The following is a 25,222-nucleotide window of genomic DNA, read 5'->3' on the forward strand; positions in this document are numbered from 1 at the left end:
AGACTCAGTCGTTCTGTGCCCCTTCGAACCAGGCCAGCTTGTCACGCAGCTTCACCACTTCCCCGACGATGACCAACGTCGGCGCATGCACCTCATGGCGCGCCACCAGCTCGGGCAGGTCCGCCAGGGTGCCGGTGAACACTCGCTGGTTGCGGGTGGTACCCTGTTGTACCAGCGCCGCTGGCGTACTGGCAGCTCGGCCATGGCGTATCAGTTCGGCGCAGATGGTCGGCAAGCCGACCAACCCCATGTAGAAGACCAGGGTCTGGGCTGGCGCCACAAGATCATGCCATGGCAGGTTGCTGGTGCCGTCCTTCAGGTGACCGGTGACGAAACGCACCGACTGCGCGTGATCCCGGTGCGTCAACGGGATACCGCCATAGGCGGAGCAGCCACTGGCTGCGGTGATGCCAGGCACGACCTGGAAGGGAATACCCTCCTCGGCCAGTTCCTCGATTTCCTCGCCACCCCGCCCGAAGATGAACGGGTCGCCCCCCTTGAGTCGCAGAACCCGCTTGCCCTGGCGGGCCAGATCGACCAGCAGGCGATTGATCTGCTCCTGCGGCACGGCATGCTCGGCGCGACGCTTGCCGACATAGATCCGCTCGGCATCACGCCGGCACATCTCGATGATCGCCGGGGCCACCAGCCGGTCGTAGAGCACCACGTCAGCCTGCTGCATCAGACGCAAGGCGCGGAAGGTCAGCAGGTCCGGGTCTCCGGGACCTGCGCCGACCAGATAGACCTCGCCACCCTGCTGTACCGGCGCCCCCTCGACCATGGCCTGCAACAGTCGCTCGGCCTCGCCCCCCTGCCCGGCCAGCTGGCGTTCGGCGATCGGCCCCTGGAACACCGTTTCCCAGAATCCGCGCCGCTGGTTGACGTCCGGATAGAGCGACTTGACCTTGTGTCTGAAGCGCGCCGCCAGTCCGGCCAGCTCGCCGTAGGCAGCGGGAATCCACGCCTCGAGCCTGGCCCGGATCAGGCGTGCCAAAACCGGCGCATCGCCGCCACTGGACACGGCGACCACCAACGGCGAGCGATCGACGATGGCTGGGAAGATCACCGTGCACAAAGCCGGTGCGTCGACCACGTTGACCGGCACGCAGCGTTGCTGGGCGTCGGCCGAAACCTGGGCGTTGAGCGCTGGGTCATCGGTCGCGGCAATGACCAGGCGACAGCCTTCCAGGTCACCGACCTGGTAGCCACGCACCTGGACATCCCCGCCCCCCTGGCCAGCCAGTTCGGCGAGCTGGCTGTCGACCTGCGGCGCGACCACGCGCAAGGCGGCGCCGGCATCGGCCAGCAATCGCGCCTTGCGCAAGGCGATCTCGCCGCCACCGACCACCAGTACCCGGCTGCCCTGCAGCTTGTGGAACAGCGGCAGGTAATCCATTTAGCGAATGACCTCGACGCCGCCCATGTAGGGCTTGAGCACTTCGGGAACACGAATCGAGCCGTCGGCCTGCTGGTAGTTCTCCAGCACGGCCACGAGGGTGCGGCCAACGGCCAAGCCCGAACCATTCAAGGTGTGCACCAGTTCCGGCTTGCCGGTTTCCGGGTTGCGCCAGCGGGCCTGCATGCGGCGCGCCTGGAAGTCGCCGCAGTTGGAGCACGAGCTGATCTCCCGGTACTTGTCCTGGCTTGGCACCCAGACTTCCAGGTCATAGGTCTTGACCGCACTGAAACCCATGTCTCCCGTGCACAGAGACAGCACGCGATACGGCAGTTCCAACGCCTGCAGCACCCGCTCGGCATTGGCGGTCAGGCTTTCGAGCGCGTCCATGGACTTCGACGGCTCCACCACCTGAACCATCTCGACCTTGTCGAACTGATGCTGGCGGATCATGCCACGCGTGTCACGGCCGGAGGCGCCCGCCTCACTCCGGAAGCAAGGGGTATGGGCGACGAACCTGATGGGCAGCTGACGAGCATCGAGGATGGCCCCGGCGACCAGATTGGTCAGGGAAACCTCGGCGGTCGGGATCAGGTAGAAGTCGGCCTCGCCGTCGCGGGAGATCTTGAACAGATCCTCCTCGAACTTGGGCAGCTGGCCAGTGCCCTGCAGGGCTGGCGCCTGGACCAGATAGGGCGTATAGGCTTCTTCGTAGCCGTGCTCGGCAGTGTGCAGGTTGATCATGAACTGCGCCAAGGCGCGGTGCAGGCGCGCGATCGGGCCACGCAGCACGGCGAAACGTGCACCGGACAGCTTGGCCGCCGCTTCGAAATCCAGGCCGCCGCTGATTTCGCCCAGGGCGACGTGATCCTTGACCGGGAAGTCGAACTGGCGCGGCGTGCCCCAGCGGCGCACCTCCACGTTGTCATCTTCGTCCTTGCCTACCGGCACGCTGGAATCGGGCAGGTTGGGGATGGTCAGCACGATCCCATCGAGCTCGGCCTGGATCTCGTCCAGCTCGACCTTGCCAGCGGCGAGTTCGGCTGCCATGCGGTCGACATCGGCCTTGAGCGGCTCGATGTCCTGGCCCTTGGCCTTGGCTTGGCCGATGGACTTGGAAATACGGTTACGGTCGGCCTGCAACTGTTCGGTACGGGTCTGCACCGACTTGCGGCGCTCTTCCAGGGATTCGATGCGCGCGACATCCAGGCTGAAGCCACGGGAGGCCAGGCGATCCGCCACTTCCTGAAGTTGGCCGCGTAACAGTTTGGAATCGAGCATTGGGTTCTCTCGTTATAGATGTGTTGTTCAGATTTTGGTCAGGCACAGGCCGGCCCAGGTCGCGAGCAGCCCGCCCAGTACACTGGCTGCAGCATAACCGAAGGCCAGCGGCGCCTGCCCGCTCTCGAGCAGGCGCACGGTGTCAAGGGAGAAGGAGGAAAAAGTGGTCAGCCCGCCGACGAAACCGACGATCAGCCCGGTCCGCAGTTCGATCGGCAGCGTCGGCCGGCTCAGGAAAACACCGTAGAGCACGCCGATGACCAGGCAACCAGCCAGGTTGACTGTCAGCGTGGCCAGGTAGAAGTGCCGAGGCCAGTGGGCGCTGACCCAGTTGCCTGCGGCAAAGCGCAGCAGCGTGCCGGCGATGCCGGCCAGGCTGACCGAGACGAGCAGGCCGATCATGGTTTCCTCCGTTGTCGGGGGCTGCCACGGTCGAGTTCGTCGAGATGGCGCAGCTTCTCGCCTATCTTGAGTTCCAGGCCACGGGGCACCGGCTGGTAGTACGGACGTGGCTGCAACGCCTCGGGGAAGTAGTCCTCGCCGGCGGCATAGCCTTCGGGCTCGTCGTGGGCATAACGGTACTCGTCGCCGTGACCGAGCTGCTTCATCAACTTGGTGGGCGCGTTGCGCAAGTGCAGCGGCACTTCCAGCGAGCCGTGCTCGGCGACGTCACGCCTGGCGGCCTTGAAGCCCATGTAGACGGCATTGCTTTTCGCAGCGCAGGCCAGGTAGGTGATGGCCTGCGCCACGGCCAGTTCGCCTTCGGGGCTGCCCAGCCGCTCTTGCACGTCCCAGGCAGCCAGGCACAGACTCAGGGCCCGCGGGTCGGCATTGCCGATGTCCTCGCTGGCCATGCGTACCACTCGCCGGGCGATGTACAGCGGGTCGCAGCCACCGTCGAGCATGCGCGCATACCAGTACAGGGCGGCGTCCGGATCGGAACCGCGCACGGACTTGTGCAATGCCGAAATCTGGTCGTAGAACGCTTCACCGCCCTTGTCGAAGCGGCGCCGGCCATCGCCCAGAAGGTTCTGCAACAGCTCGACACCAATCTGGGCACCGTCTTCGGCCAGGTCGGAGGCGTTTTCCAGCAGGTTCAGCATGCGCCGTCCATCGCCATCGGCAGCTGCCACGAGCATCTGGAACGCGTCGTCAGCGATGCGCAGCCGACGTTTTCCCAAGCCGCGCTCATCGCTCAGCGCACGCTCGACCAGCTTGCGCAGCGCCGGCTCGTCCAGGCTCTTGAGCACATACACCCTGGCGCGCGACAGCAGGGCATTGTTCAGCTCGAAGGAGGGGTTCTCGGTGGTCGCGCCGATAAACAGCAAGGTGCCATCCTCGACGAAGGGCAGGAAGGCATCCTGCTGGGACTTGTTGAAGCGATGGACCTCGTCGACGAACAGGATGGTCCGCCGTCCGTACTGGCCGGCCTGCTGCCTGGCGACTTCCACCGCATGGCGAATCTCCTTGACCCCGGCCAGCACCGCCGAGACCGTTTCGAAATGCGCATCGCAGAATCGTGCCAGCAGCCGCGCCAGGGTGGTCTTGCCGACCCCGGGCGGCCCCCAGAAGATCATCGAATGCAACGCGCCCTGCTCCAGCGCCTCGCGCAGCGGCTTGCCGCGCGCAAGCAGGTGCTCCTGGCCCACGTACTCGTCCAGGTTGGACGGGCGCAACCGGGCAGCCAGGGGCTGGGCGACAGGTTCGCTTCGAAACAGGTCCATGGCGGGCTCTCTATGGTCTTTATTCCTGGATGACGTCGGCGCCTTCCGGGATCTTGAACTGGAACTTGCCAGCGGCAATGGCGCCATTGGCCTTCACCCCGTTGAACAGGATGTTGGTGCGTTGGCCGACGCTGTCGATCAACTGCATGTCATTGATCAGGCCACGCCGGAACGACACGCGCAACGAATCGAACAGCGTGTCCCTGGCCTTGGGCTTGAGCGTGAAGTCCATGACTTCGCCCTGTTCCTTGGAGCTGATATCGAAACTCTGGCTGATCTTCGAGACATCGCCAGAGAGCAACAGGGCCGGGGTCTGGCTCAGCCGCACGTCGAGCTTCTTGACCGTCGCCTGCTCCAAGTCCGGGTCCCACAGGGTGACTTTCTGACCATCGGACACTACCACCTGCTCCTGCGGAGCGTCGGTATGCCAGTAGAACAGCCCGGGGCGCTTGACCGCCATCTGCCCGCTGGTCTCCTGCAGGCTGGTGCCACTGGCATCCAGGGTCAGCTGGGAGAACCGGGCTTCGATGGTCTGGGACTTTTCCAGCAACTGGGTCAGCCTGGCCACGTCCTTCTCGTCGGCGTGCGCCGGCAGGGTGGCCACGGCCAGGGCAGATGCCAACAGCATGCGAATCGCGCGCATGGAAATCCTCGTCGAACAGTGAATGGAACGGACGCCACGACGGCGCCCGTCAGGGTGATCATCAATCGCGTGGGCCGCCGGGTGCAATCACTTCCCGGGAACCATTGCTGTTCATCGGGGTGACCACGCCGGCCATTTCCATCGCCTCGATCATGCGCGCGGCGCGGTTGTAACCGATCTTGAGCTTGCGCTGCACGGCGGAGATCGAAGCGCGGCGGCTTTCCAGAACGAACTGCACGGCTTCATCGTACAAGGCATCGGTCTCGGAGTCTTCGCCGTCGCCGCCTCCGGCGCCACCACCGTCGAAGCCGCTGCCGGCTTCCTCGACCCCATTGAGGATGTCGTCGTTGTAGTCCGGCGCGCCGCGCAGCTTCCAGGCCTCGACCACGCGGTGAACCTCGTCGTCGGACACGAAAGCACCATGCACCCGGATCGGCAGGCTGGTGCCCGGTGGCATGTAGAGCATGTCCCCGTGACCGAGCAGCTGCTCGGCGCCGCCCTGGTCGATGATGGTCCGCGAATCGATCTTGCTCGATACCTGGAAGGCCATGCGCGTGGGAATGTTGGCCTTGATCAGGCCGGTGATCACGTCGACCGACGGCCGCTGGGTCGCCAGGATCAGGTGGATGCCGGCGGCTCGGGCCTTCTGGGCGATACGGGCGATGAGCTCCTCGACCTTCTTGCCGACGATCATCATCATGTCGGCGAACTCGTCGACCACCACCACGATGGTTGGCAGGGTCTTGAGCACCGGCGGCTCGTCATCCATGCTCTCGCGGCGATACAGCGGATCGGCGATCGTCTCGCCGGCGTCCTGGGCATCCTTGATCTTGCGGTTGAAGCCGGCCAGGTTGCGCACGCCCATGGCAGCCATCAGCTTGTAGCGCCGCTCCATCTCGGCCACGCTCCAGCGCAGCGCGTTGGCGGCATCCTTCATGTCGGTGACCACCGGGCAAAGCAGGTGGGGGATGCCTTCGTAGATCGACAGCTCGAGCATCTTCGGGTCGATCATGATCAGGCGGGCCTCCTGCGGGCTGGACTTGAACAGGATCGACAGGATCATGGCGTTCACGCCCACCGACTTGCCGGAACCGGTCGTACCGGCGACCAGCAAGTGCGGCATCTTGGCCAGGTCGGTGATGACCGGCTTGCCACCGATGTCGTGGCCCAGGGCCAGGGTGACCGGCGATTTCGCCTCGTCGTAGGGCGCCGAGGACAGCACTTCCGAGAAGCGCACCATCTGGCGATTCTCGTTGGGAATCTCGATACCTACGGTGGTCTTGCCCGGGATCACCTCGACCACCCGCACGCTGGTCACCGCCAGGGAACGGGCAAGGTCCTTGGCCAGGTTGGAAATGCGACTGACCTTGACCCCGGCGGCCGGCTGGATTTCGTAGCGGGTGATCACTGGCCCTGGATGGATCGAGTCCACGGACACCTCGACCCCGAACTCCTTGAGCTTGATTTCCAGCAACTGGCCGACGCCAGCCAGCGACTCTGGCGAATACTCGATCTTCTTCTGCTCGGCGGGATCGAGGATGGAAATCGATGGCAACGTGCCTTCTACGGCACTGTCGACGAAGACCGGAGCGGGCTTTTCCTTCTCGATGCGCTTGCTCGGCTCGGCTGTCCTGGCGGTCGGCGGCACGATGACAGGCGCGGGGGCAGGCTGTGGCTGGGGCCGGGCCGGTGGCGCGGCGACGGGCCGGGTCGAAGCCTCGTCGGGCTCGACGACACGCTCCCGCGGCCTGGGCTGCTCGCGCTTCTCTTGCGCCGACTGCATCGGCTGCATCGGCTGCACCGACGCAGGTGCCGGTGCGACAGGACGAGCCACCGGCTCGCGCCGCGGGGCCGGCTCGTCCACCTCGCGCAACTGGGCGACCAGACGCTTGCGCTCGTTGCGCGCTTCCCACCAGCGACTGGCTGCCCCACGCACCAGCTCGAACAGGTCCAGGGTGAGCTTGCCGGTCAGGTCCATCACCTTGAACCAGGACAGGTCGGTGAAGACCGTCAGGCCGAACAGGAACAAGGCGATGAACACCAGGGTACTGCCCTGCACGTTCAACAGGTTGCGCGCCAGGTCGCCCAGGCTCTCGCCCAGGGCGCCGCCTGCGGAGAACGGCAGGCCCGCCGGCGGATGGAAGTGGATGTGCGCCAGCGCGGCGCCCGAAAGCACCAGGAACACCAGGCCAATCATGCGCCAGGAAATCAGCCAGCCACTCCACTGCCATGGCTGGTGGCGTTCGCGGAAGATCTGCCAGGTCTTGACCGCCAGCAACAGTGGAAAGATATAGGCGAAATAGCCGAGCACCATGAACAGGATGTCGGCGAAGTAGGCCCCGGCCCGGCCAGCGGCGTTCTGCACCTGGTCGACGTTGCTGGTGTGGCTGAACCCTGGGTCTGCCGTGTCGTAGGTCAGCAGCGCCATCCACAGGTACAGGCACAATGCACCCACGGCAATCAGCGCACCTTCCTTGAGGCGATAATGCAGATGCTGCCGCCACTGGGGCACGGGCAGAGGGGTCGGAGAGGTGGTGGATTTCTTCAAAACGCGTCTATTCCTGCGCTCGCTGCGCGTCCAAGAGTGATCGACCCAAACGAACAGTCAATGAATCACTACTTTTAACATTACTACCCGCCAGTCGTCATGGCGCAATGCCAGCCAAGGAAGCAACCAGCGGCGGTCGGCCCATGGCTGTAATTTGAGCATGCATTTTCTTCCATGACAAAGGCTTATGCTGTGTTTTTGCACAGGTGTGACAGCAAGTCCGCCAGCAAGTTGCGCCAGCATGCCTTCGTGCCCCGCGCCTGGTGGCCACCGATGCCTGCCTGGAGATTGACCTGCGCGCACGCGCAGGCCATGCTCGCCCCACCCCTCCCCCACCGCAAAAAGACCATGCTGACCTGGCTCAATCGCGACACGTTCGACTTCCCGCCCCTGCACAAGGCCCTGCACGAGCCGAACGGCTTGCTGGCCGCTGGCGGCGATCTCAGTCCCGAGCGCCTCATCCACGCCTATCGACACGGCTGCTTCCCCTGGTTCCAGGAAGGCCAGCCGGTGCTGTGGTGGTCGCCCGATCCACGCACGGTACTGTTCCCCGACGAGCTGCACGTTTCCCGCTCGCTCGCCAAGCTGCTGCGCCAGCAGCGCTACCAGGTCAGCTTCGACACCGATTTCCCGGCCGTGATCGCCGGCTGCGCGGCGCCGCGCGACTATGCCGATGGCACCTGGATCACCGAGCAGATGCAGGCGGCGTACTGCCAGCTGCACCGCCAGGGGGTTGCTCACTCGGTCGAGGTCCGGCAACAGGGCGAACTGGTAGGCGGCCTTTACGGCCTGGCCATGGGCAGGCTGTTCTTCGGCGAATCAATGTTCAGTCGTGCCGACAACGCCTCCAAGGTCGGATTCGTGACCTTGGTCGAGCATCTCCGGCAGGCCGGGTTCGTGCTCATCGACTGTCAGATGCCGACCGACCATCTGCGCAGCCTCGGTGCCCGCTCCATCGACCGGGCGGATTTCGCCACCTACCTGGCACGCCATCTCGATCAGCCGGCCACCGTCAACTGGGCCTGCTAGGCGAGTTCTCCCAGCTGGCATACACTAGAGGGCAACGTCTTGCCGAGGGGTCGACCATGACAGAGCTGGCGCGCTTGAAGTTCTATGCCACTCAGCCCCATTCCTGCAGCTACCTGCCCGAGGAGCAAGCCACCACGCTGTTCCTCGATCCCAGCCAGCCGATGGACGTGCATGTCTATGCCGATCTGTCCGAAATGGGCTTTCGCCGCAGCGGTGACCATCTTTATCGTCCGCACTGCCAGAACTGCAACGCCTGCGTGCCGGCTCGGATCCCCGCCGCCCGCTTCATCCCCAGCCGGCAGCAGAAACGCATCCTCAAGCGCAATGCCGACCTGGTAGTGACAGCCGCGCGCCCGGCCTTCAAGGAAGAATACTTCGATCTGTACCGCCGCTATATCGAACAGCGACACTCCGATGGTGACATGTACCCTCCCAGCCGCGACCAGTTTTCGACGTTCCTGGTGCGCGACCTTCCGTTCTCCTGGTTCTACGAGTTTCGCCTGGACGGCCACCTCATGGCGGTCGCGGTATGCGATCTCCTGCCTAACGGGCTGTCGGCGGTCTACACGTTCTACGAACCGCAAGAAGAACGGCGCAGCCTGGGTCGCTTCGCCATTCTCTGGCAGATCACCGAAGCGCTGCGCCAGGACCTGGATGCCGTCTACCTGGGCTATTGGATCAAGAACTGCAAGAAGATGAACTACAAGACCCAGTACCGTCCAATCGAGCTGCTGATCAATCAGCGCTGGGTCAGCCTCAACTGAAATCCTTGGCTTGACCCGCAGTTTTCGGGCATAATCCACGCCACTTTTTTGCCTGACGCGCTGTCGTGTCGGGCGATCACTGGATTACCGAGGGCTCTACTGCATGTCGAAAGAAGACAGCTTCGAAATGGAAGGCACTGTCGTCGACACCCTGCCCAACACCATGTTCCGTGTGGAGTTGGAAAACGGGCACGTCGTAACCGCGCATATCTCCGGCAAGATGCGCAAGAACTACATTCGTATTCTGACCGGTGACAAGGTCCGGGTGGAACTGACCCCCTACGACCTCAGCAAGGGCCGCATCACCTACCGCGCCCGCTAAGTCGCTGTCAAAAAGAAGCCCGGCCAATGTGCCGGGCTTCTTTTTGGCTGCAAGACATGGACCATGCGCTACAAGCAAGAGCGGGAGTGCGGCGCCGATCCGTTTTTGCTTGCAGCTTGCCGCCAGGGGCCTGCCACTTACGCGGCTCAGGCCACCTCCGCCGTGGTCTCGAAGTCGAACACCAGCTCGCCATCGCGCAGTTCCACGTGAACGATGCCGCCATGCTCCGACAGTTCGCCGAACAGGATCTCCTCGGCCAGCGGCCGCTTGATCTTGTCCTGAATGAGACGAGCCATCGGCCTGGCGCCCATCTGCACGTCGTAACCGCTCGTGGCCAGCCAGCCACGCGCCTCGTCGCTGACTTCCAGCAGGACACGCTTGTCCTCCAATTGCGCCTGCAGTTCGATGAGGAACTTGTCGACGATGCTCTTGATGGTCTCGTGACTCAGGCGACCAAACTGGATGATGGTATCCAGGCGATTGCGGAACTCCGGCGTGAAGCTCTTGCGGATGACCTCCATCGCATCGGACGAATGATCCTGTTGGGTGAAGCCGATCGAGGCACGCGCGGCGGTTTCGGCGCCAGCATTGGTGGTCATGATCAGGATCACGTTGCGGAAATCGGCCTTGCGCCCGTTGTTGTCGGTCAGGGTACCGTGGTCCATCACCTGCAGCAGCAGGTTGAAGACTTCCGGGTGCGCCTTTTCGATCTCGTCGAGCAACAGCACGCAATGCGGCTGCTTGGTGATCGCCTCGGTCAGCAAACCGCCCTGGTCGAAACCGACATAGCCGGGCGGTGCACCGATCAGGCGCGAGACGGTATGCCGCTCCATGTATTCCGACATGTCGAAGCGCACCAGCTCGACGCCCAACGCCTTGGCCAGCTGGCGCGCAGCCTCGGTCTTGCCCACGCCGGTGGGGCCGGCAAAGAGGAACGAGCCGACCGGTTTGTCCGGCGCCTTGAGCCCGGCACGCGACAGCTTGATCGCCGTGGCCAGCGAATCGATGGCGGCATCCTGGCCGAACACGGTGAGCTTGAGGTCACGCTCGAGGTTGCGCAGCAGTTCCTTGTCGGAGCTGGTGACGTGCTTTGGCGGAATCCTGGCGATCTTCGCCACGATATCCTCGACCTGAGCGACCTCGATGCGCTTGACGCGATTGCCGGCCGGCTGCAGGCGCTGGAAGGCACCAGCCTCGTCGATCACGTCGATCGCCTTGTCGGGCATGTGACGGTCATTGATGTAGCGGGCAGCCAGCTCGGCAGCGGCGCGCAACGCCTCGTCGCTGTACTCGATGTCATGGTGCGACTCGAAACGACCCTTGAGCCCACGCAGGATACCCACGGTATCCTCGACCGAAGGCTCGGTGACGTCGACTTTCTGGAAGCGGCGGGCCAGCGCCCGATCCTTCTCGAAGATGCCCCGGAACTCCTGGAAGGTGGTCGAACCGATGCAGCGGATATCGCCCGACGAGAGCAGCGGCTTGAGCAGGTTGGAGGCATCCATCACCCCGCCGGAGGCGGCGCCGGCACCGATGATCGTGTGGATCTCGTCGATGAACAGGATCGCTTGCGGCCGCTTGCGCAACTCGCCCAGCAGGGCCTTGAAGCGCTTTTCGAAGTCGCCACGGTACTTGGTACCGGCCAGCAGCGCGCCAAGGTCGAGGGAGTAGACCACGCTCTGTGCCAGCAGGTCGGGCACCTGGCCGTCGACGATACGCTTGGCCAGCCCTTCGGCAATCGCGGTCTTGCCCACCCCCGCCTCACCAACCAGCAGCGGGTTGTTCTTGCGCCGGCGCGCCAGGATCTGCGCCACGCGCTCGACCTCCTGCTCGCGCCCGACCAAGGGATCGATACGCCCCAGGCGCGCCAGTTCGTTCAGGTTGCTGGCATAGGCATCCAGCGGATTGCCGGAGGCCGATGGCTCGCCACCCTCTTCGTCCTGCATGTCCTGGTCGCTGTCGGCATGCGCGCCATGGCCAGGCACCTTGGAAATGCCATGGGCGATGTAGTTGACCACGTCGATTCGAGCCACGCTCTGCTGCTTGAGCAGGAACACGGCCTGGCTCTCCTGCTCGCTGAAGATGGCCACCAGCACGTTGGCGCCGGTCACCTCACGCTTGCCGGAACTCTGCACATGGAACACGGCACGCTGCAGCACGCGCTGGAAACCCAGGGTCGGCTGGGTCTCGCGGTCTTCGTCATGCACCGGAATCAAGGGCGTGGTGGAATCGATGAACTCCTGCAGGTCATGCTTGAGCTTGTCGAGATTCGCGCCACAGGCGCGCAGAACGGTGGCGGCCGCCTCGTTGTCAAGGAGCGCCAGGAGCAGGTGCTCGACCGTCATGAACTCATGGCGCTTAGAACGGGCCTCCTTGAAGGCCAGATTGAGGGTGACTTCGAGCTCGCGGTTTAACATAGCTTCACCTCATACCCAAGTGGTCGGCGTTAACCGTCCTTCTCGATTTCACAGAGTAGCGGATGCTGGCTTTCCCTGGCGTACTGGTTGACCTGCATGGCCTTGGTTTCGGCGATGTCGCGGGTAAACAATCCGCACACGGCCCGTCCCTCGGTATGGACGGTCAGCATGATCTTGGTCGCCAGCTCGCGGTTCAGACTGAAGAACGTCTCGAGCACCTCGACGACGAAATCCATCGGTGTGTAGTCATCGTTAAACAATACCACCTTGTACATGGGTGGCGCCTGCAGGATCGGCTTGGATTCCTGGACTGCCAGGCCGGAACCGTCGTCCTCATGCGACTGCGGGCGATCCTGATTGAATGTTAGTCGAATCTGGCTGAATGCATGCATGGAAAGAATTTCATCACATCGACAGGTTAAGGTTGTGGGTTGACCGCAAAAGGCCGCCGACGACGCAGCTGCCACGTGACCTTGACTATCGGCTAAAGGGTGTTACAACCAATAAGAGCCCACCGTGGTCAATAAAGATCCGCGCGGTCGACCAGATTTTTCACAGGTTCGAATGCGGATGACGTCGATGATACTCCAGTGATGGAGCCTTTGCAGAGGACATAAGGATGGCAACCGGCAAAGTCAAGTGGTTCAACAATGCCAAGGGCTACGGCTTCATCAATGAAGAAGGCAAGGCCGACGAGGATTTGTTCGCTCATTATTCAGCTATCCGGATGGACGGTTACAAGACCTTGAAGGCCGGACAGCCCGTGACCTTCGACATCATCCAGGGTCCCAAGGGGCTGCATGCGGTGAACATCCAGAGCGCCTCGGCGGACATCGCCGCCCCGGCGCTGGCTCCGGCCCGCACCGCCGAAGCCTGAGACGCCTCTTCTGCATGCGCCTGTCACGACCGGCCGCCCACCAGTGGGTCGGCCGGCCTGCTCCGCCAGTTGGCATGCTGGCCTGCCATGGCCGATCCCTGCATCGCCCAACCGAAACGCCACTCGCCCGACCGCTGCCACCCCCCTACACTTTGGTCTTATAAACGAACCGATATCGTTTCGCCTTGCTGATTACGACGAAGGGTTTGGTATACTCCAGCCCTGACCGCAGGGTCACCAAGACGAGCCCGTGAAGCAGGCGGCTCGCCTTTCGGCCCTCGCCGGCCAGCAAAGCCTGGGCTGTTACCGCATCCCAGCCGTTTGACGCTCGACTGATGCATCCACCATCACCGCTTCGCTGCCTCTCGACCCGTCCATGGCCTGGCCTGGACGCAGCGCCCACCAAGCGCCTCTCGAGACCGGGCACGCTCGGCAAAACAGAGAGTTAACCCGCATATGCCCTCCCGTTCCAAGATCATCTACACCTTCACCGACGAAGCCCCAGCCCTCGCCACCTATTCACTGCTGCCTGTCATCGAGGCCTTCACCGCTTCGGCCGACATCGCCGTCGAGACCCGCGATATTTCCCTGGCCGGCCGCATCCTTGCCGCATTCCCCGAGCGACTGGGTGCCGAGAAGCAGGTAGGCGATCACCTGGCGGAACTGGGCCAGCTGGCCACCACTCCAGAAGCCAACATCATCAAGCTGCCCAACATCAGTGCCTCGGTCCCGCAGCTCAAGGCCGCGATCAAGGAACTGCAAGCCCAGGGCTACGACATCCCCGACTACGCCGACGAGCCGACCAGCGCCGAAGATAAAGAGTCGCGCGCCCGCTACGACCGCATCAAGGGCAGTGCCGTGAACCCGGTCCTGCGCGAAGGCAACTCCGACCGCCGCGCCCCGCTGTCGGTCAAGAACTACGCACGCAAGCACCCGCACAAGATGGGTGCCTGGAGCGCTGATTCGCGTTCGCACGTCGCCCACATGAACCAGGGCGATTTCTACGGCAGCGAGCAATCCGCGCTGATCGAAGCCGATGACAGCCTGCGCATCGAACTGGTCGGCACCGATGGCACCACCACCGTGCTGAAGGAAAAGACCGCGGTCAAGGCCGGCGAAGTGGTCGATTGCGCCGTCATGAGCCGCAAGGCGCTCAAGGCCTTCGTCGCCGAGCAGATCGCCGACGCCAAGGCCCACGGCGTACTGCTGTCGGTACACCTGAAAGCCACCATGATGAAAGTCTCCGACCCGATCATGTTCGGCGTGGTCGTCGAGGAATTCTACAACGACGTGCTGAGCAAGCACGCCGCCGCCCTGGCCGAAGCCGGCTTCAATGCCAACAACGGCATCGGCGACCTGTATGCCCGCATCAAGTCCCTGCCTGCCGAGCAGCAGGCGGCCATCGAAGCCGACATCCAGGCCCTGTACGCCTCTCGCCCGGCACTGGCCATGGTCAATTCCGACAAGGGCATCACCAACCTGCACGTGCCGAGCGACGTGATCGTCGACGCCTCGATGCCTGCGATGATTCGTGATTCGGGCAAGATGTGGAACGCCGCCGGCGAGCTGCAGGATGCCAAGGCGATCATTCCGGACCGCTGCTACGCCGGCATCTACCAGGCCGTGATCGAGGACTGCAAGGCCAACGGCGCCTTCGACCCGACCACCATGGGCAGCGTGCCCAACGTCGGCCTGATGGCTCAGAAGGCCGAAGAGTACGGCTCCCACGACAAGACCTTCCAGCTCGCCGCCGATGGCGTGGTCCGCGTGACCAATGGCAAAGGCGAAGTACTGCTGGAGCAGAACGTCGAGGCCGGCGACATCTTCCGCATGTGCCAGACCAAGGACGCACCGATCCAGGACTGGGTCAAGCTGGCCGTCAACCGCGCCCGCCTGAGCGATACCCCGGCCGTGTTCTGGCTGGACCCTGAGCGTGCCCACGACGCCATGATGATCCAGAAGGTCGAGAAATACCTGAAGGACCACGACACGGCAGGCCTGGATATCCGCATCCTGTCCCCCGTCGAGGCCATCAAGTTCTCCCTGGCCCGCATCCGCAAAGGCCAGGACACCATCTCGGTGACCGGCAACGTGCTGCGCGACTACCTGACCGACCTGTTCCCGATCATGGAACTGGGCACCAGCGCCAAGATGCTGTCGATCGTCCCGCTGATGAACGGTGGCGGCCTGTTCGAGACCGGTGCCGGCGGCTCGGCGCCCAAGCACGTGCAGCAACTGGTCGAGGAAAACTTCCTGCGCTGGGACTCGCTGGGTGAATTCCTGGCCCTGGCCGCTTCCCTGGAACACCTGGGCGAAGCCTATGGCAACGCCAAGGCCAAGGTCCTGGCCAAGACCCTGGACGAGGCCACCGGCAAGTTCCTGGACAACAACAAGTCCCCGGCGCGCAAGGTCGGCGGCATCGACAACCGCGGCAGCCATTTCTACCTGACCCTGTACTGGGCCCAGGCGCTGGCCGCCCAGGCCGGCGACACCGCCCTGCAGGCCCGCTTCGCAGCGCTGGCCAAGACCCTGACCGAGAACGAGTCGACCATCGTCGCCGAGCTCAACGCCGTCCAGGGCAAGCCGGCCGACATCGGCGGCTACTACGCGCCGAACCCTGAGCTGACCGCCAAGGTGATGCGTCCGAGCCAGACCTTCAACAGCGCCATCGCGGCACTGTAAGACTCGCTCGAGCAACAGCAAGGACCCCGGCCACGCACCGGGGTTCGTGCTTTCCGGGCCTCGGGTTGGCTGGCGGCAGGTCCGGATCCGGTTCGCCACAGCGCCAGGCGGCGGCAGACTCGCTTTTGCTTGCGGCTCGCAACCTGCCACCCTTAAGGAGAACGAACGAATGTCCTGGCACCCTCACATCACCGTCGCCACCGTCATCGAAGACCAGGGCCGGTTCCTCATGGTCGAGGAATTCAAGGCAGGCAAGCCTGTCTTCAACCAGCCTGCCGGGCATCTGGAGCCGGACGAAACCCTGCTCCAGGCAGCGCTGCGCGAAACCCTCGAGGAGACCGCCTGGGAAGTCGAGCTGACCGGCGTGGTGGGCATCTACCTGTACACCGCGCCGAGCAATGGCGTGACCTACCAGCGCATCTGCTTCGCCGCGCGCCCGCTGCGCCGGCAGGCCGGGCGCGCCCTGGACAGCGACATCGTGCGCGCCGTCTGGCTCAGCCGTGACGAACTGCTCGCCGAGCCTTCACGCTGGCGCAGCGAGCTGGTCCCGCGCTGTATCGACGATTACCTGGCAGGCCCGCTGCACAGCCTGGCGCTGCTGCGTGACTGACGAGGATGGCCTGGGCCTGATAGAATCGGCGCTTTTCCCAGATACACACCGGTAGCCATGACCAGCCCAGCACTCAAAGACCCCGCCAAGACCCGTGTCATCGTCGGCATGTCCGGCGGCGTGGACTCCTCCGTCTCCGCCTTGCTCCTGCTCGAGCAGGGCTACCAGGTGGAAGGCCTGTTCATGAAGAACTGGGAAGAGGACGACGGCACCGAATACTGCACTGCCCGCGAGGATCTGGCCGATGCCCAGGCCGTTTGCGATCGCATCGGTATCAAGCTGCACACGGCCAATTTCGCCGCCGAATACTGGGACAACGTGTTCGAGCACTTCCTCGAGGAATACAAGGCAGGCCGCACGCCGAACCCGGACATCCTCTGCAACCGCGAGATCAAGTTCAAGGCGTTCCTCGAGTATGCGCTGTCCCTGGGAGCCGACCTGATCGCCACGGGGCACTATGTACGCCGCCGCGACACCAGCGACCAGACCCAGCTGCTCAAGGGCCTGGACCCGAACAAGGACCAGAGCTACTTCCTGCACGCCGTCGGCGGCCAGGAAATCGCCCGTACGCTGTTCCCGGTCGGTGAACTGGAAAAGCCCCAGGTGCGCGCCATCGCCGAGAAGCACGGCCTGGCCACGGCCAAGAAGAAGGACTCGACCGGCATCTGCTTCATCGGCGAGCGACGCTTCAGCGATTTCCTCAAGCAATACCTGCCCGCGCAGCCTGGCGACATCGAAACGACCGACGGCGAGGTCATCGGCCGTCATCACGGCTTGATGTACCACACCATCGGCCAGCGCCAGGGCCTGGGCATCGGCGGGATGAAGGATGCCGGCGACGAACCCTGGTACGTGCTGGAGAAAGACCTGGCGCGCAACGTGCTGATCGTCGGCCAGGGCAATGAGCATCCGTGGCTGTTCGCCCGCGCACTGCTGGCCTCGGAAATCTTCTGGGTCAATCCGCTCGACCTGTCCGAGCCGCGCCGCCTGACCGCCAAGGTACGCTATCGCCAGGCCGACCAGGCCTGCACCCTGGAACGCACGGCCGACGGCTACCGCGCCGTGTTCGACGAGGCCCAGCGTGCCGTCACTCCCGGGCAGTCGGTGGTGTTCTATGACGGCGAGGTATGCCTGGGGGGCGGTGTGATCGAAGCCGCCGAACCTTGGAGCCCACGCGCATGAACCGGACCCAGGAGCAACTGGTCGCGCTGGGTGGAGTGTTCCAGGCCGCGGTACTGGTCGATCGCATCGCCCGCACCGGCCAGGCCAGCGAAGCCGACATCGGCTGCATGCTCGGCAGCCTGCTGGTACGCGACCCCAAGGACACCCTGGAAGTCTTCGGCGGCGACGACCTCAACCTGCGCGACGGCTACCGGGCGCTCATCGGCGCCCTCGAGCGCGACCCCAGCAGCCTGCAGCGCGAGCCGCTGCGCTACGCCCTGTCCATGCTCGGGCTCGAGCGACACCTGGCCAAGCGTGCCGACATGCTCGAAACCATCGGCAACCGGCTGCCGCAGATCCAGTCCCAGGCAGACCATTTCGGCCTGGTTCACGACAACGTCATCGCCTCCAGCGGGGCTCTCTACCAGGACACCCTGAGCACCCTGCGCCAGCGCATCCAGGTGCATGGCGACATGCGCTTCCTGCAGCAGGCCGGCAACGCCTCGAAGATTCGCGCCCTGCTGCTGGCCGGCATCCGCGCCGCGCGGCTATGGCGCCAGCTGGGCGGCCACCGCTGGCAGCTGATCTTCAGTCGTCGCAAGCTGCTCAACGAGCTGTACGGGATGATGCGGGCCTGAGGCGGGGCAGGCTGCAGGCAAAAGCGAGTTCGCCGCCGCCTGTCGTTGCGCCTACGCAAGGCTGGAACCTGCCGCCCAACCAACGCCATTGCAAATCGGCTTGAAGCTTGACGCTCAAGACAGAGGCTTGCAGCTCCTCACTCATCCCGACGCATTTTCATGTATGATATGCGCCCTTCCAAAAGCCTGACTGTCCGAGAACACGCCATGCAGCTCTCCTCGCTCACTGCGGTTTCCCCTGTAGACGGCCGCTACGCCGGCAAAACCCAGGCCCTGCGCCCCATTTTCAGCGAATACGGCCTGATTCGCTTCCGTGCTCTGGTCGAGGTGCGCTGGCTGCAGCGCCTGGCCGCCCATCCGCAGGTCGATGAGGTGCCGGCTTTCTCTGCCCAGGCCAATGCCCTGCTCGACAAGTTGGCCAGCGACTTCCAGCTCGAGCATGCCGAGCGGGTCAAGGAAATCGAGCGCACCACCAACCACGACGTCAAGGCCATCGAGTACCTGCTCAAGGAGCAGGCCGCCCAGCTGCCGGAGCTGGCCAAGGTCAGCGAGTTCATCCACTTCGCCTGCACCAGCGAGGACATCAACAACCTGTCCCACGCCCTGATGCTGCGTGCCGGGCGCGACGAAGTGCTGCTGCCGCTGATGCGCCAGATCGCCGAGGCCATCCGCGCCCTGGCCCACCAGCACGCCGAGATGCCGATGCTGTCGCGCACCCATGGCCAACCCGCTTCGCCCACTACCTTGGGCAAGGAACTGGCCAACGTGGTGTATCGCCTGGAACGCCAGATCGCCCAGGTGGCCGCCGTACCGTTGCTGGGCAAGATCAACGGCGCGGTCGGCAACTACAACGCGCACCTGTCGGCCTACTCGCAGATCGATTGGGAAGCCAACGCGCGCGCCTTCATCGAGGATGAGCTGGGCCTGGTGTTCAACCCGTACACCACGCAGATCGAGCCGCACGACTACATCGCCGAGCTGTTCGATGCCATTGCCCGCTTCAACACCATCCTGATCGACTTCGATCGCGATGTCTGGGGCTACATCTCCCTGGGCTATTTCAAGCAGAAGACCGTCGCCGGCGAGATCGGCTCCTCGACCATGCCGCACAAGGTCAATCCGATCGACTTCGAGAACTCCGAAGGCAACCTGGGCATCGCCAATGCCCTGTTCCAGCACCTGGCCAGCAAGCTGCCGATTTCCCGCTGGCAGCGCGACCTGACCGACTCCACCGTGCTGCGCAACCTGGGCGTGGGCTTCGCCCACAGCGTCATCGCCTATGAAGCCAGCCTCAAGGGTATCGGCAAGCTGGAAGTCAACACCCAGCGTATCGCCGCCGACCTGGACGCCTGCTGGGAAGTCCTGGCCGAGCCGATCCAGACGGTCATGCGCCGCTTCAACATCGACAATCCCTACGAGAAACTCAAGGAGCTCACTCGCGGCAAGGGCATCACCCCCGAGGCGTTGCTGAGCTTCATCGATGGGCTGGACATGCCAGCCGAAGCCAAGGCCGAACTCAAGCAGCTCACCCCGGCTACCTACATCGGCAATGCGGCAGCCCAGGCCAAACGCATCTGACCTGCGCCCTGCGTTCGACGCCCGGCTCAGCCGGGCGTTTTTATTCCAGCTTGAAAATCAAGTTCTTTCAATAGGTTGAACATGAATCCCGATACTCCACTTCAGCTTCTGGGTGGGCTGACCGCTCGCCAATTCCTGCGCGACTACTGGCAGAAGAAGCCCTTGCTGGTCCGCCAGGCCTTCACCGACTTCGAAAGCCCCATCGATCCAGACGAGCTGGCCGGCCTGGCGCTGGAGGAAGAAGTCGAGTCGCGCCTGGTCCTGGAGCATGGCGAGCGCCCCTGGGAGCTGCGTCGCGGCCCGTTTGCCGAAGACGCCTTCGCCGACCTGCCGGAGCGCGACTGGACGCTGCTGGTGCAGGCAGTCGACCAATTCGTGCCGGAGGTAGCCGAGCTGCTCGAACACTTCCGCTTCCTGCCCAGCTGGCGTATCGACGATGTGATGATCAGCTTCGCCGCCCCTGGCGGTAGCGTCGGGCCGCATTTCGACAACTACGATGTGTTCCTGCTGCAAGGCGTGGGCAAGCGCAACTGGAAGATCGGCCAGGTCTGCGACAGCGACAGCCCGTTGCTCGAGCATGCCGACCTGCGCATCCTGGCGGACTTCGAGCAGAGCGCCGAGTGGACCCTGGAGCCGGGCGACATGCTCTACCTGCCGCCGCGCCTGGCGCATTATGGCGTGGCCGAGGACGATTGCCTGACCTACTCGGTCGGTTTCAGGGCGCCGAGCGCGGCCGAAGTGCTGACCCATTTCACCGATTTCCTCAGCCAGTTCCTGCCGGACGAAGAGCGCTACAGCGACGCGGACGCCGAGCCGGTCCGCGACCCGCACCAGATCCAGCACGACTCGCTCGACCGCCTCAAGGCCCTGCTCGACGAGCACATGAATGACGAGCGACTGCTGCTGACCTGGTTCGGCCAGTTCATGACCGAACCTCGCTATCCGGAGCTGGTCAGCGGCGAGCCGCTGTCCGAGGAGGAGCTGATCGATACCCTGGAGCAGGGTGCGATCCTGATCCGCAACCCCAGCGCACGCCTGGCCTGGTCGGAAGTCGACGACAACCTGCTGCTGTTCGCCAGCGGCCAGAGCCGCCTGTTGCCGGGTCATCTTCGCGAGCTGCTCAAGCTGATCTGCGCGGCCGACGCTCTGCATGTGGAGAACATCGCGCAGTGGTTGGGCGACGAAGACGGCCTGACCTTGCTGTGCGAACTGGTCAAGCAAGGCAGCCTGGGATTCGCCAATGAATAAGATCAGCGTACGCCTGGCCGACTGGCAAAAGGACAATGCCGCCATCCGGCGTATTCGCGAGGCCGTGTTCGTTGCCGAGCAGCATGTGCCACCGGAGCTGGAGTGGGACGCCGAAGATCCGACCGCCGTGCATTTCCTGGCCCTGGAAGGCGACTATCCGATCGGTACCGCGCGCCTGCTCGCCGACGGCACCATCGGGCGCGTATCGGTACTCAAGGACTGGCGCGGCCTGAAGGTGGGCGACGCGCTGATGCGGGCGGCAATCCTCGAGGCACAGCAACGCGGGCTCGAGCAGCAGATGCTCAGCGCCCAGGTACATGCCACCGCCTTCTATCAAAGGCTGGGCTTTCGCGTAGTCAGCGAGGAATTCCTCGAAGCAGGCATTCCCCATGTAGACATGCTCCGCGACGACCTGGCCCTGCCGGACAGCCCAGGCGTCTGACCTGGACAACGACAGACCAGCCCGCATTGGCGCGGGCTGGTCTGCTGGCGTTGCGGCTGCGTCAGGCTCGGCCACCAGCGAAGCTGTACATGCATACAGATAAAGCTTGCCTCCTCCCCACGCATTGCGCATGCTACAGAGCCTGTACAGAAGCTTCGGAACTTCCGCGCCCATGCGTCTCTTCCTCTGTGAAAAACCCTCCCAGGCCAAGGATATCGCCAAGGTCCTCGGCGCGAGCCGCAGGGGCGACGGTTGCTGGGTGGGCGGCGACGCATGCGTGACCTGGTGCATCGGCCACCTGCTCGAAACCGCTCCACCCGACAGCTACGACGCGCGCTACAAGCGCTGGGTCCTGACCGACCTGCCGATCATCCCGCAGGACTGGAAGATGCTGGTCAAACCCAAGACCGCCAGCCAGTTCAAGGTGGTCAAGCGCCTGCTGGGCGAAGCCAGGGAGCTGGTCATCGCCACCGATGCGGACCGCGAGGGCGAAATGATCGCCCGCGAGCTGGTGGAGCACTGCCGATACCGAGGGCCGATCCAGCGCCTGTGGCTGTCGGCGCTCGACGACGCCTCGATCCGCAAGGCGCTGGCGCGGCTGCGCCCCGGCCACGAGACCCTCAGCCTGTATCATTCGGCGCTTGGTCGCTCACGCGCCGACTGGCTGATCGGCATGAACATGAGCCGGCTGTTCACCTTGCTCGGCCGCCAATCCGGCTACCAGGGCGTACTGCCGGTCGGTCGGGTGCAGACGCCGACGTTGCGCCTGGTGGTCGACCGCGACCGCAGCATCGCCAACTTCGTGCCCGTGCCCTACTGGGCCATCGAAGTGCGGCTGGAACATGCCAGCACCTCGTTCAACGCCCAGTGGCGCGCCCCTGAGCCCGTCTGCGATGACCAGGGGCGCTGCCTCGACCAGGCCGTCGCGACCAGTGCCGCGCAGGACATGCGCGCAGCCGGACAGGCCCGTGTGGTCAAGGTCGTCACCGAACGCATGCGCGAAGCCGCGCCCCTGCCCTTCGACCTGGGCACGCTGCAGCAGGTCTGCTCCAGCAAGCTGGGGCTGGGCGCCCAGGAAACGCTCGACATCGCCCAGTCGCTGTACGAGACACACAAGCTCATCACCTATCCGCGCAGCGACTGCGGCTACCTGCCCGGCAGCCAGCATGGCGAAGCGGCCGGCATCCTCGAGGCCTTGCAACGGGTCGACGCCAGCCTGGCGCCGCTGCGGCCGCACCTGGAACCAGGGCGACGTTCCCGAGCGTGGAACGATGCCAAGGTCACCGCCCACCACGGCATCATCCCCACCGCCGCGGCCAGCGACCCGGCCCGCCTGCCGGCCAGGCACCGGGCGGTCTACGCGCTGATCCGTGCTCGCTATCTGGCGCAATTTCTACCCGAGCATGCCTACGATCGCACCCAGGCGGACCTCGAGTGCGGCGGCCATGCATTGCGAGCCGTGGGCAAGCAGATCGTCGAGCCGGGCTGGCGGCGCGCCCTGCCCGAAGCGCTGACACCGGCCAAGGGCCGCGAACCCCAGCCGGCACAGGTGCTGCCGCCGCTGCAGCAAGGCCAGGACTGCGCGGTGCTCGAGGTACAGCTCAAGGACCTGTGGACTCAGCCACCAAAGCCGTTTACCGAAGGTGACCTGATCAAGGCCATGAAGAACGTGGCCAAGCTGGTCGAGGATCCCCGCCTGAAGCAGAAGCTCAAGGAAACCACCGGCATCGGCACCGAAGCCACGCGCGCCGGCATCATCCAGGGCTTGATCGATCGCGGCTACCTGCTCAAGAACGGCAAGGCACTGGCGGCCACGCCTGCCGCCTTCAGCCTGATCGACGCGGTGCCACGCGCCATCGCCGATCCCGGCACCACGGCGATATGGGAACAGGCGCTGGAGATGGTGCAGAACGGTGAAATGACCCTGGAGGCGTTCGTGGCCAGGCAGTCCGCCTGGATGGACAAGCTGGTACAACGTTGTTCGGGGCTGCGCTTGAGCATCAGCGGACCACCTACCCCGAGCGGCACCGGCGCTGCGCCCTGGAAGAACAAACGCCGCTCCGCCAGCAAGAGCGGCAAGAGCGGCAAGGCCAAGGCAACGGCCTCCAAGCCGCGCCAGCGAGTGAAGCGAGGAAGCTGAGGCGTGACGCAGTCCAGCGTGGGGCCTGCGCCACAAGCCCGAGCTGGAAACGACCGACCTGGCTTGGGTACCATGGGGCTCTTTCCACGCGGCCTCTGCCGCGCCTTCTCGAAAAGCGAACCCCATGCCCTTCGAACTCACCGTAGAACCCCTGACCTTGCTGATCCTGGCCGGTGTCGCCTTCCTTGCCGGCTTCATCGATGCCATCGCCGGTGGCGGTGGGCTGCTCACCGTACCGGCACTGCTCACGGCTGGCATGCCCCCACACCTGGTGCTGGGCACCAACAAGCTCAGTTCCACCTTCGGCTCGGCCACGGCCAGCCTTGCCTACTATCGGCGCAAGCTCTTTCATCCAGCGCAATGGCAGCTAGGATTGTGGGGCACGCTGGTGGGCGCGCTGCTGGGCGCATTGATCGCCCATTACCTGCCCGCCGAATGGCTGAACAAGATGTTGCCGGTGGTGGTCTTCGCCTGCGGCCTGTACCTGCTGTTCGGCGGCACGCCCAAGGCCCCGCTGGACGCCAACGCTGCGATCAAGCGCCGCTGGCAACTGCCACAGGGCCTGACCCTCGGCTTCTATGACGGGGTTGCCGGCCCCGGCACTGGCGCGTTCTGGACCGTCAGCACGCTGTTGCTCTACCCCATCGACCTGGTCCGGGCCAGCGGCGTGGCGCGCAGCATGAATTTCGTCAGCAATGCCGCTGCGCTGTCGGTGTTCGTCTTTTCCGGCCAAGTCGACTGGCTGGTCGGCCTGGCCATGGGCCTGTCGGTCATGGCCGGGGCCTTCTTCGGCGCGCGCACGGCCATCAGTGGCGGCAGCAAGTTCATCCGCCCCGTGTTCATCGCCGTGGTGCTGGCCTTGACCGTGCGCCTAGCTTGGCAGCACTGGTTCGGGCAGGCCTAGACGTCGCGCCACGTACAAGTCGATCAGGTAGCGGGCGATCGAGCGGCTGGCCGGCAGCGGCGGCAGGCGCCTGATGTCGAACCAGCGCGCGTCCTCGATTTCATCGGCCTGCATGACGATCTCGCCACCGGCATATTCGGCGTGGAAACCCAGCATCATCGAATGCGGGAACGGCCAGCACTGGCTGCCGATGTACTGAATGTCACGCACCTGCACGGCCACTTCTTCGCGAACCTCGCGCACCAGGCACTGCTCGGCCGATTCGCCAGGTTCGGCGAAGCCTGCCAGGGTGCTGTAGACCCCGGCGACGAAGCGGGGCGAACGCGCCAGCAGCACCTCGTCGCCGCGCGTGACCAGCACGATCATGCTCGGCGAGATGCGCGGATAGCTGCGCAGGTCGCAGGCCTGGCAGTGCATGGCGCGCTCCCAGCGGATCTGGCTCATCGGCTGGCCACAGCGGCCGCAGAAACGATGCTCGCGGGCCCAGGTAGCGATCTGCGCGGCATAGCCGAGCATCTGGTAGGTCAGCGAGTCGCCCTCCAGCATGAACGTGCGCAAGCCGCGCCAGCCGTGACCGTGCGGAGCCGCGGTGTTGCGCACTTCGAGCAGGAACACCGGCTGTTCGTCGAAATGGCCGAGACCGTGCTCGCACACCAGGTCCAGGCCTTGGGCCTTCGCCCAGTCGCGCGCGAACAGCGCTCCCTGGTCGCCACACAGGAAGCCTTCGGGGCCATGGACGATGGCCAGCCCCGCGGGCAGTTGGGGGTCGAGTACTGCGGTGCTCCAGCGTGCCGACATCTTGGTTTTCCCTCCAGGCG

The 25,222-nt window shown here is 64.5% G+C and carries 22 protein-coding genes; 13 read left to right on the forward strand and 9 right to left on the reverse strand.

Translation table 11 applies throughout. From position 1 onward, the window contains the following. Positions 1-4 precede the first annotated feature (4 nt). The 6 genes from cysG to ACY8GK_RS07510 all read right to left on the reverse strand — a co-directional run bounded on the left by cysG (position 5) and on the right by ACY8GK_RS07510 (position 7,592). Complete coding sequence (gene cysG, locus ACY8GK_RS07485) at positions 5-1,396, reverse strand: siroheme synthase CysG (protein WP_196179001.1); 1,392 nt, start codon at positions 1,394-1,396, stop codon at positions 5-7. Continuing rightward, positions 1,397-2,677, reverse strand: coding sequence for a serine--tRNA ligase (serS, locus tag ACY8GK_RS07490; RefSeq protein ID WP_462402737.1), 1,281 nt, complete (start codon positions 2,675-2,677; stop codon positions 1,397-1,399). It abuts the gene before it with no gap. 27 nt (positions 2,678-2,704) lie between these two features. After that, entirely contained in the window at positions 2,705-3,079 is a 375-nt protein-coding gene (crcB, locus tag ACY8GK_RS07495) for a fluoride efflux transporter CrcB (RefSeq protein ID WP_196179004.1), read from the reverse strand. Then, positions 3,076-4,401 carry a replication-associated recombination protein A gene (locus ACY8GK_RS07500; RefSeq protein ID WP_196179006.1) on the reverse strand — a complete coding sequence of 442 codons (1,326 nt, stop codon included), beginning with the start codon at positions 4,399-4,401 and terminating at the stop codon, positions 3,076-3,078. Before ACY8GK_RS07500 ends, crcB begins: the two co-directional genes overlap by 4 nt. A 19-nt stretch (positions 4,402-4,420) precedes the next feature. Next, positions 4,421-5,044, reverse strand: coding sequence for an outer membrane lipoprotein periplasmic chaperone LolA (gene lolA, locus ACY8GK_RS07505; protein WP_196179008.1), 624 nt, complete (start codon positions 5,042-5,044; stop codon positions 4,421-4,423). A gap of 61 nt (positions 5,045-5,105) precedes the next feature. Next, complete coding sequence (locus tag ACY8GK_RS07510) at positions 5,106-7,592, reverse strand: DNA translocase FtsK (protein ID WP_196179010.1); 2,487 nt, start codon at positions 7,590-7,592, stop codon at positions 5,106-5,108. 348 nt (positions 7,593-7,940) lie between these two features. On the opposite strand from ACY8GK_RS07510, the gene aat reads away from it, so the two are divergent. From aat to infA, 3 genes are all read left to right on the forward strand, one after another. Further along, positions 7,941-8,621, forward strand: coding sequence for a leucyl/phenylalanyl-tRNA--protein transferase (gene aat, locus ACY8GK_RS07515; RefSeq protein ID WP_196179192.1), 681 nt, complete (start codon positions 7,941-7,943; stop codon positions 8,619-8,621). 56 nt (positions 8,622-8,677) lie between these two features. Further along, positions 8,678-9,385 (forward strand): arginyltransferase, encoded by a 708-nt coding sequence (locus ACY8GK_RS07520; RefSeq protein ID WP_196179011.1) that lies wholly within the window; start codon positions 8,678-8,680, stop codon positions 9,383-9,385. A gap of 103 nt (positions 9,386-9,488) precedes the next feature. Continuing rightward, positions 9,489-9,707: a translation initiation factor IF-1 gene (infA, locus tag ACY8GK_RS07525; RefSeq protein ID WP_002553999.1), complete on the forward strand. Its 219-nt coding sequence runs from the start codon at positions 9,489-9,491 to the stop codon at positions 9,705-9,707. Between the two features lie 146 nt (positions 9,708-9,853). On the opposite strand, the gene clpA is transcribed toward infA, so the two are convergent. Together clpA and clpS are read right to left on the reverse strand one after the other, a co-directional pair. Beyond that, complete coding sequence (clpA, locus tag ACY8GK_RS07530; RefSeq protein ID WP_196179013.1) at positions 9,854-12,124, reverse strand: ATP-dependent Clp protease ATP-binding subunit ClpA; 2,271 nt, start codon at positions 12,122-12,124, stop codon at positions 9,854-9,856. 29 nt (positions 12,125-12,153) lie between these two features. Further along, positions 12,154-12,516 (reverse strand): ATP-dependent Clp protease adapter ClpS, encoded by a 363-nt coding sequence (gene clpS, locus ACY8GK_RS07535; RefSeq protein WP_196179015.1) that lies wholly within the window; start codon positions 12,514-12,516, stop codon positions 12,154-12,156. Between the two features lie 227 nt (positions 12,517-12,743). On the opposite strand from clpS, the gene cspD reads away from it, so the two are divergent. The 10 genes from cspD to ACY8GK_RS07585 all read left to right on the forward strand — a co-directional run bounded on the left by cspD (position 12,744) and on the right by ACY8GK_RS07585 (position 24,404). Beyond that, entirely contained in the window at positions 12,744-13,001 is a 258-nt protein-coding gene (cspD, locus tag ACY8GK_RS07540; protein WP_196179017.1) for a cold shock domain-containing protein CspD, read from the forward strand. A gap of 456 nt (positions 13,002-13,457) precedes the next feature. Next, positions 13,458-15,683, forward strand: a complete 2,226-nt coding sequence (locus ACY8GK_RS07545) for an NADP-dependent isocitrate dehydrogenase (RefSeq protein WP_462402738.1) — start codon at positions 13,458-13,460, stop codon at positions 15,681-15,683. A 169-nt stretch (positions 15,684-15,852) separates the two neighbouring features. Further along, positions 15,853-16,293, forward strand: a complete 441-nt coding sequence (locus tag ACY8GK_RS07550; protein ID WP_196179021.1) for an NUDIX hydrolase — start codon at positions 15,853-15,855, stop codon at positions 16,291-16,293. Between the two features lie 57 nt (positions 16,294-16,350). After that, the gene (gene mnmA, locus ACY8GK_RS07555; protein ID WP_196179023.1) at positions 16,351-17,475 is read left to right on the forward strand and encodes a tRNA 2-thiouridine(34) synthase MnmA; all 1,125 of its coding nucleotides are present in this window, start codon (positions 16,351-16,353) and stop codon (positions 17,473-17,475) included. Then, positions 17,472-18,092, forward strand: a complete 621-nt coding sequence (hflD, locus tag ACY8GK_RS07560) for a high frequency lysogenization protein HflD (RefSeq protein WP_462402739.1) — start codon at positions 17,472-17,474, stop codon at positions 18,090-18,092. The genes mnmA and hflD overlap by 4 nt, the downstream gene beginning before the upstream one ends. A 207-nt stretch (positions 18,093-18,299) precedes the next feature. Then, positions 18,300-19,670 carry an adenylosuccinate lyase gene (gene purB / locus ACY8GK_RS07565; protein ID WP_462402740.1) on the forward strand — a complete coding sequence of 457 codons (1,371 nt, stop codon included), beginning with the start codon at positions 18,300-18,302 and terminating at the stop codon, positions 19,668-19,670. 81 nt (positions 19,671-19,751) lie between these two features. Further along, positions 19,752-20,918 carry a cupin domain-containing protein gene (locus ACY8GK_RS07570; protein ID WP_196179029.1) on the forward strand — a complete coding sequence of 389 codons (1,167 nt, stop codon included), beginning with the start codon at positions 19,752-19,754 and terminating at the stop codon, positions 20,916-20,918. Then, positions 20,911-21,360 carry a GNAT family N-acetyltransferase gene (locus ACY8GK_RS07575; protein WP_196179031.1) on the forward strand — a complete coding sequence of 150 codons (450 nt, stop codon included), beginning with the start codon at positions 20,911-20,913 and terminating at the stop codon, positions 21,358-21,360. Before ACY8GK_RS07570 ends, ACY8GK_RS07575 begins: the two co-directional genes overlap by 8 nt. A gap of 172 nt (positions 21,361-21,532) precedes the next feature. Next, positions 21,533-23,500: a DNA topoisomerase III gene (locus tag ACY8GK_RS07580; RefSeq protein WP_462402741.1), complete on the forward strand. Its 1,968-nt coding sequence runs from the start codon at positions 21,533-21,535 to the stop codon at positions 23,498-23,500. Between the two features lie 124 nt (positions 23,501-23,624). After that, complete coding sequence (locus tag ACY8GK_RS07585; RefSeq protein WP_196179036.1) at positions 23,625-24,404, forward strand: TSUP family transporter; 780 nt, start codon at positions 23,625-23,627, stop codon at positions 24,402-24,404. Here the strand turns inward: ACY8GK_RS07585 and nudC are convergent. Beyond that, complete coding sequence (nudC, locus tag ACY8GK_RS07590) at positions 24,372-25,202, reverse strand: NAD(+) diphosphatase (protein WP_462402742.1); 831 nt, start codon at positions 25,200-25,202, stop codon at positions 24,372-24,374. The genes ACY8GK_RS07585 and nudC overlap by 33 nt on opposite strands. Positions 25,203-25,222 lie beyond the last annotated feature (20 nt).

It is taken from the genome of Pseudomonas sp. Marseille-QA0332, from assembly GCF_054950175.1.

Excerpts from the sequence above, each read along its gene's own strand:
- cysG (WP_196179001.1), bottom strand. The coding sequence starts at position 1,396 with ATGGATTACCTGCCGCTGTTCCACAAGCTGCAGGGCAGCCGGGTACTG.
- serS (WP_462402737.1), bottom strand. The coding sequence starts at position 2,677 with ATGCTCGATTCCAAACTGTTACGCGGCCAACTTCAGGAAGTGGCGGAT.
- crcB (WP_196179004.1), bottom strand. The coding sequence starts at position 3,079 with ATGATCGGCCTGCTCGTCTCGGTCAGCCTGGCCGGCATCGCCGGCACG.
- ACY8GK_RS07500 (WP_196179006.1), bottom strand. The coding sequence starts at position 4,401 with ATGGACCTGTTTCGAAGCGAACCTGTCGCCCAGCCCCTGGCTGCCCGG.
- lolA (WP_196179008.1), bottom strand. The coding sequence starts at position 5,044 with ATGCGCGCGATTCGCATGCTGTTGGCATCTGCCCTGGCCGTGGCCACC.
- aat (WP_196179192.1), top strand. The coding sequence starts at position 7,941 with ATGCTGACCTGGCTCAATCGCGACACGTTCGACTTCCCGCCCCTGCAC.
- ACY8GK_RS07520 (WP_196179011.1), top strand. The coding sequence starts at position 8,678 with ATGACAGAGCTGGCGCGCTTGAAGTTCTATGCCACTCAGCCCCATTCC.
- infA (WP_002553999.1), top strand. The coding sequence starts at position 9,489 with ATGTCGAAAGAAGACAGCTTCGAAATGGAAGGCACTGTCGTCGACACC.
- clpA (WP_196179013.1), bottom strand. The coding sequence starts at position 12,124 with ATGTTAAACCGCGAGCTCGAAGTCACCCTCAATCTGGCCTTCAAGGAG.
- clpS (WP_196179015.1), bottom strand. The coding sequence starts at position 12,516 with ATGCATGCATTCAGCCAGATTCGACTAACATTCAATCAGGATCGCCCG.
- cspD (WP_196179017.1), top strand. The coding sequence starts at position 12,744 with ATGGCAACCGGCAAAGTCAAGTGGTTCAACAATGCCAAGGGCTACGGC.
- ACY8GK_RS07545 (WP_462402738.1), top strand. The coding sequence starts at position 13,458 with ATGCCCTCCCGTTCCAAGATCATCTACACCTTCACCGACGAAGCCCCA.
- ACY8GK_RS07550 (WP_196179021.1), top strand. The coding sequence starts at position 15,853 with ATGTCCTGGCACCCTCACATCACCGTCGCCACCGTCATCGAAGACCAG.
- mnmA (WP_196179023.1), top strand. The coding sequence starts at position 16,351 with ATGACCAGCCCAGCACTCAAAGACCCCGCCAAGACCCGTGTCATCGTC.
- hflD (WP_462402739.1), top strand. The coding sequence starts at position 17,472 with ATGAACCGGACCCAGGAGCAACTGGTCGCGCTGGGTGGAGTGTTCCAG.
- purB (WP_462402740.1), top strand. The coding sequence starts at position 18,300 with ATGCAGCTCTCCTCGCTCACTGCGGTTTCCCCTGTAGACGGCCGCTAC.
- ACY8GK_RS07570 (WP_196179029.1), top strand. The coding sequence starts at position 19,752 with ATGAATCCCGATACTCCACTTCAGCTTCTGGGTGGGCTGACCGCTCGC.
- ACY8GK_RS07575 (WP_196179031.1), top strand. The coding sequence starts at position 20,911 with ATGAATAAGATCAGCGTACGCCTGGCCGACTGGCAAAAGGACAATGCC.
- ACY8GK_RS07580 (WP_462402741.1), top strand. The coding sequence starts at position 21,533 with ATGCGTCTCTTCCTCTGTGAAAAACCCTCCCAGGCCAAGGATATCGCC.
- ACY8GK_RS07585 (WP_196179036.1), top strand. The coding sequence starts at position 23,625 with ATGCCCTTCGAACTCACCGTAGAACCCCTGACCTTGCTGATCCTGGCC.
- nudC (WP_462402742.1), bottom strand. The coding sequence starts at position 25,202 with ATGTCGGCACGCTGGAGCACCGCAGTACTCGACCCCCAACTGCCCGCG.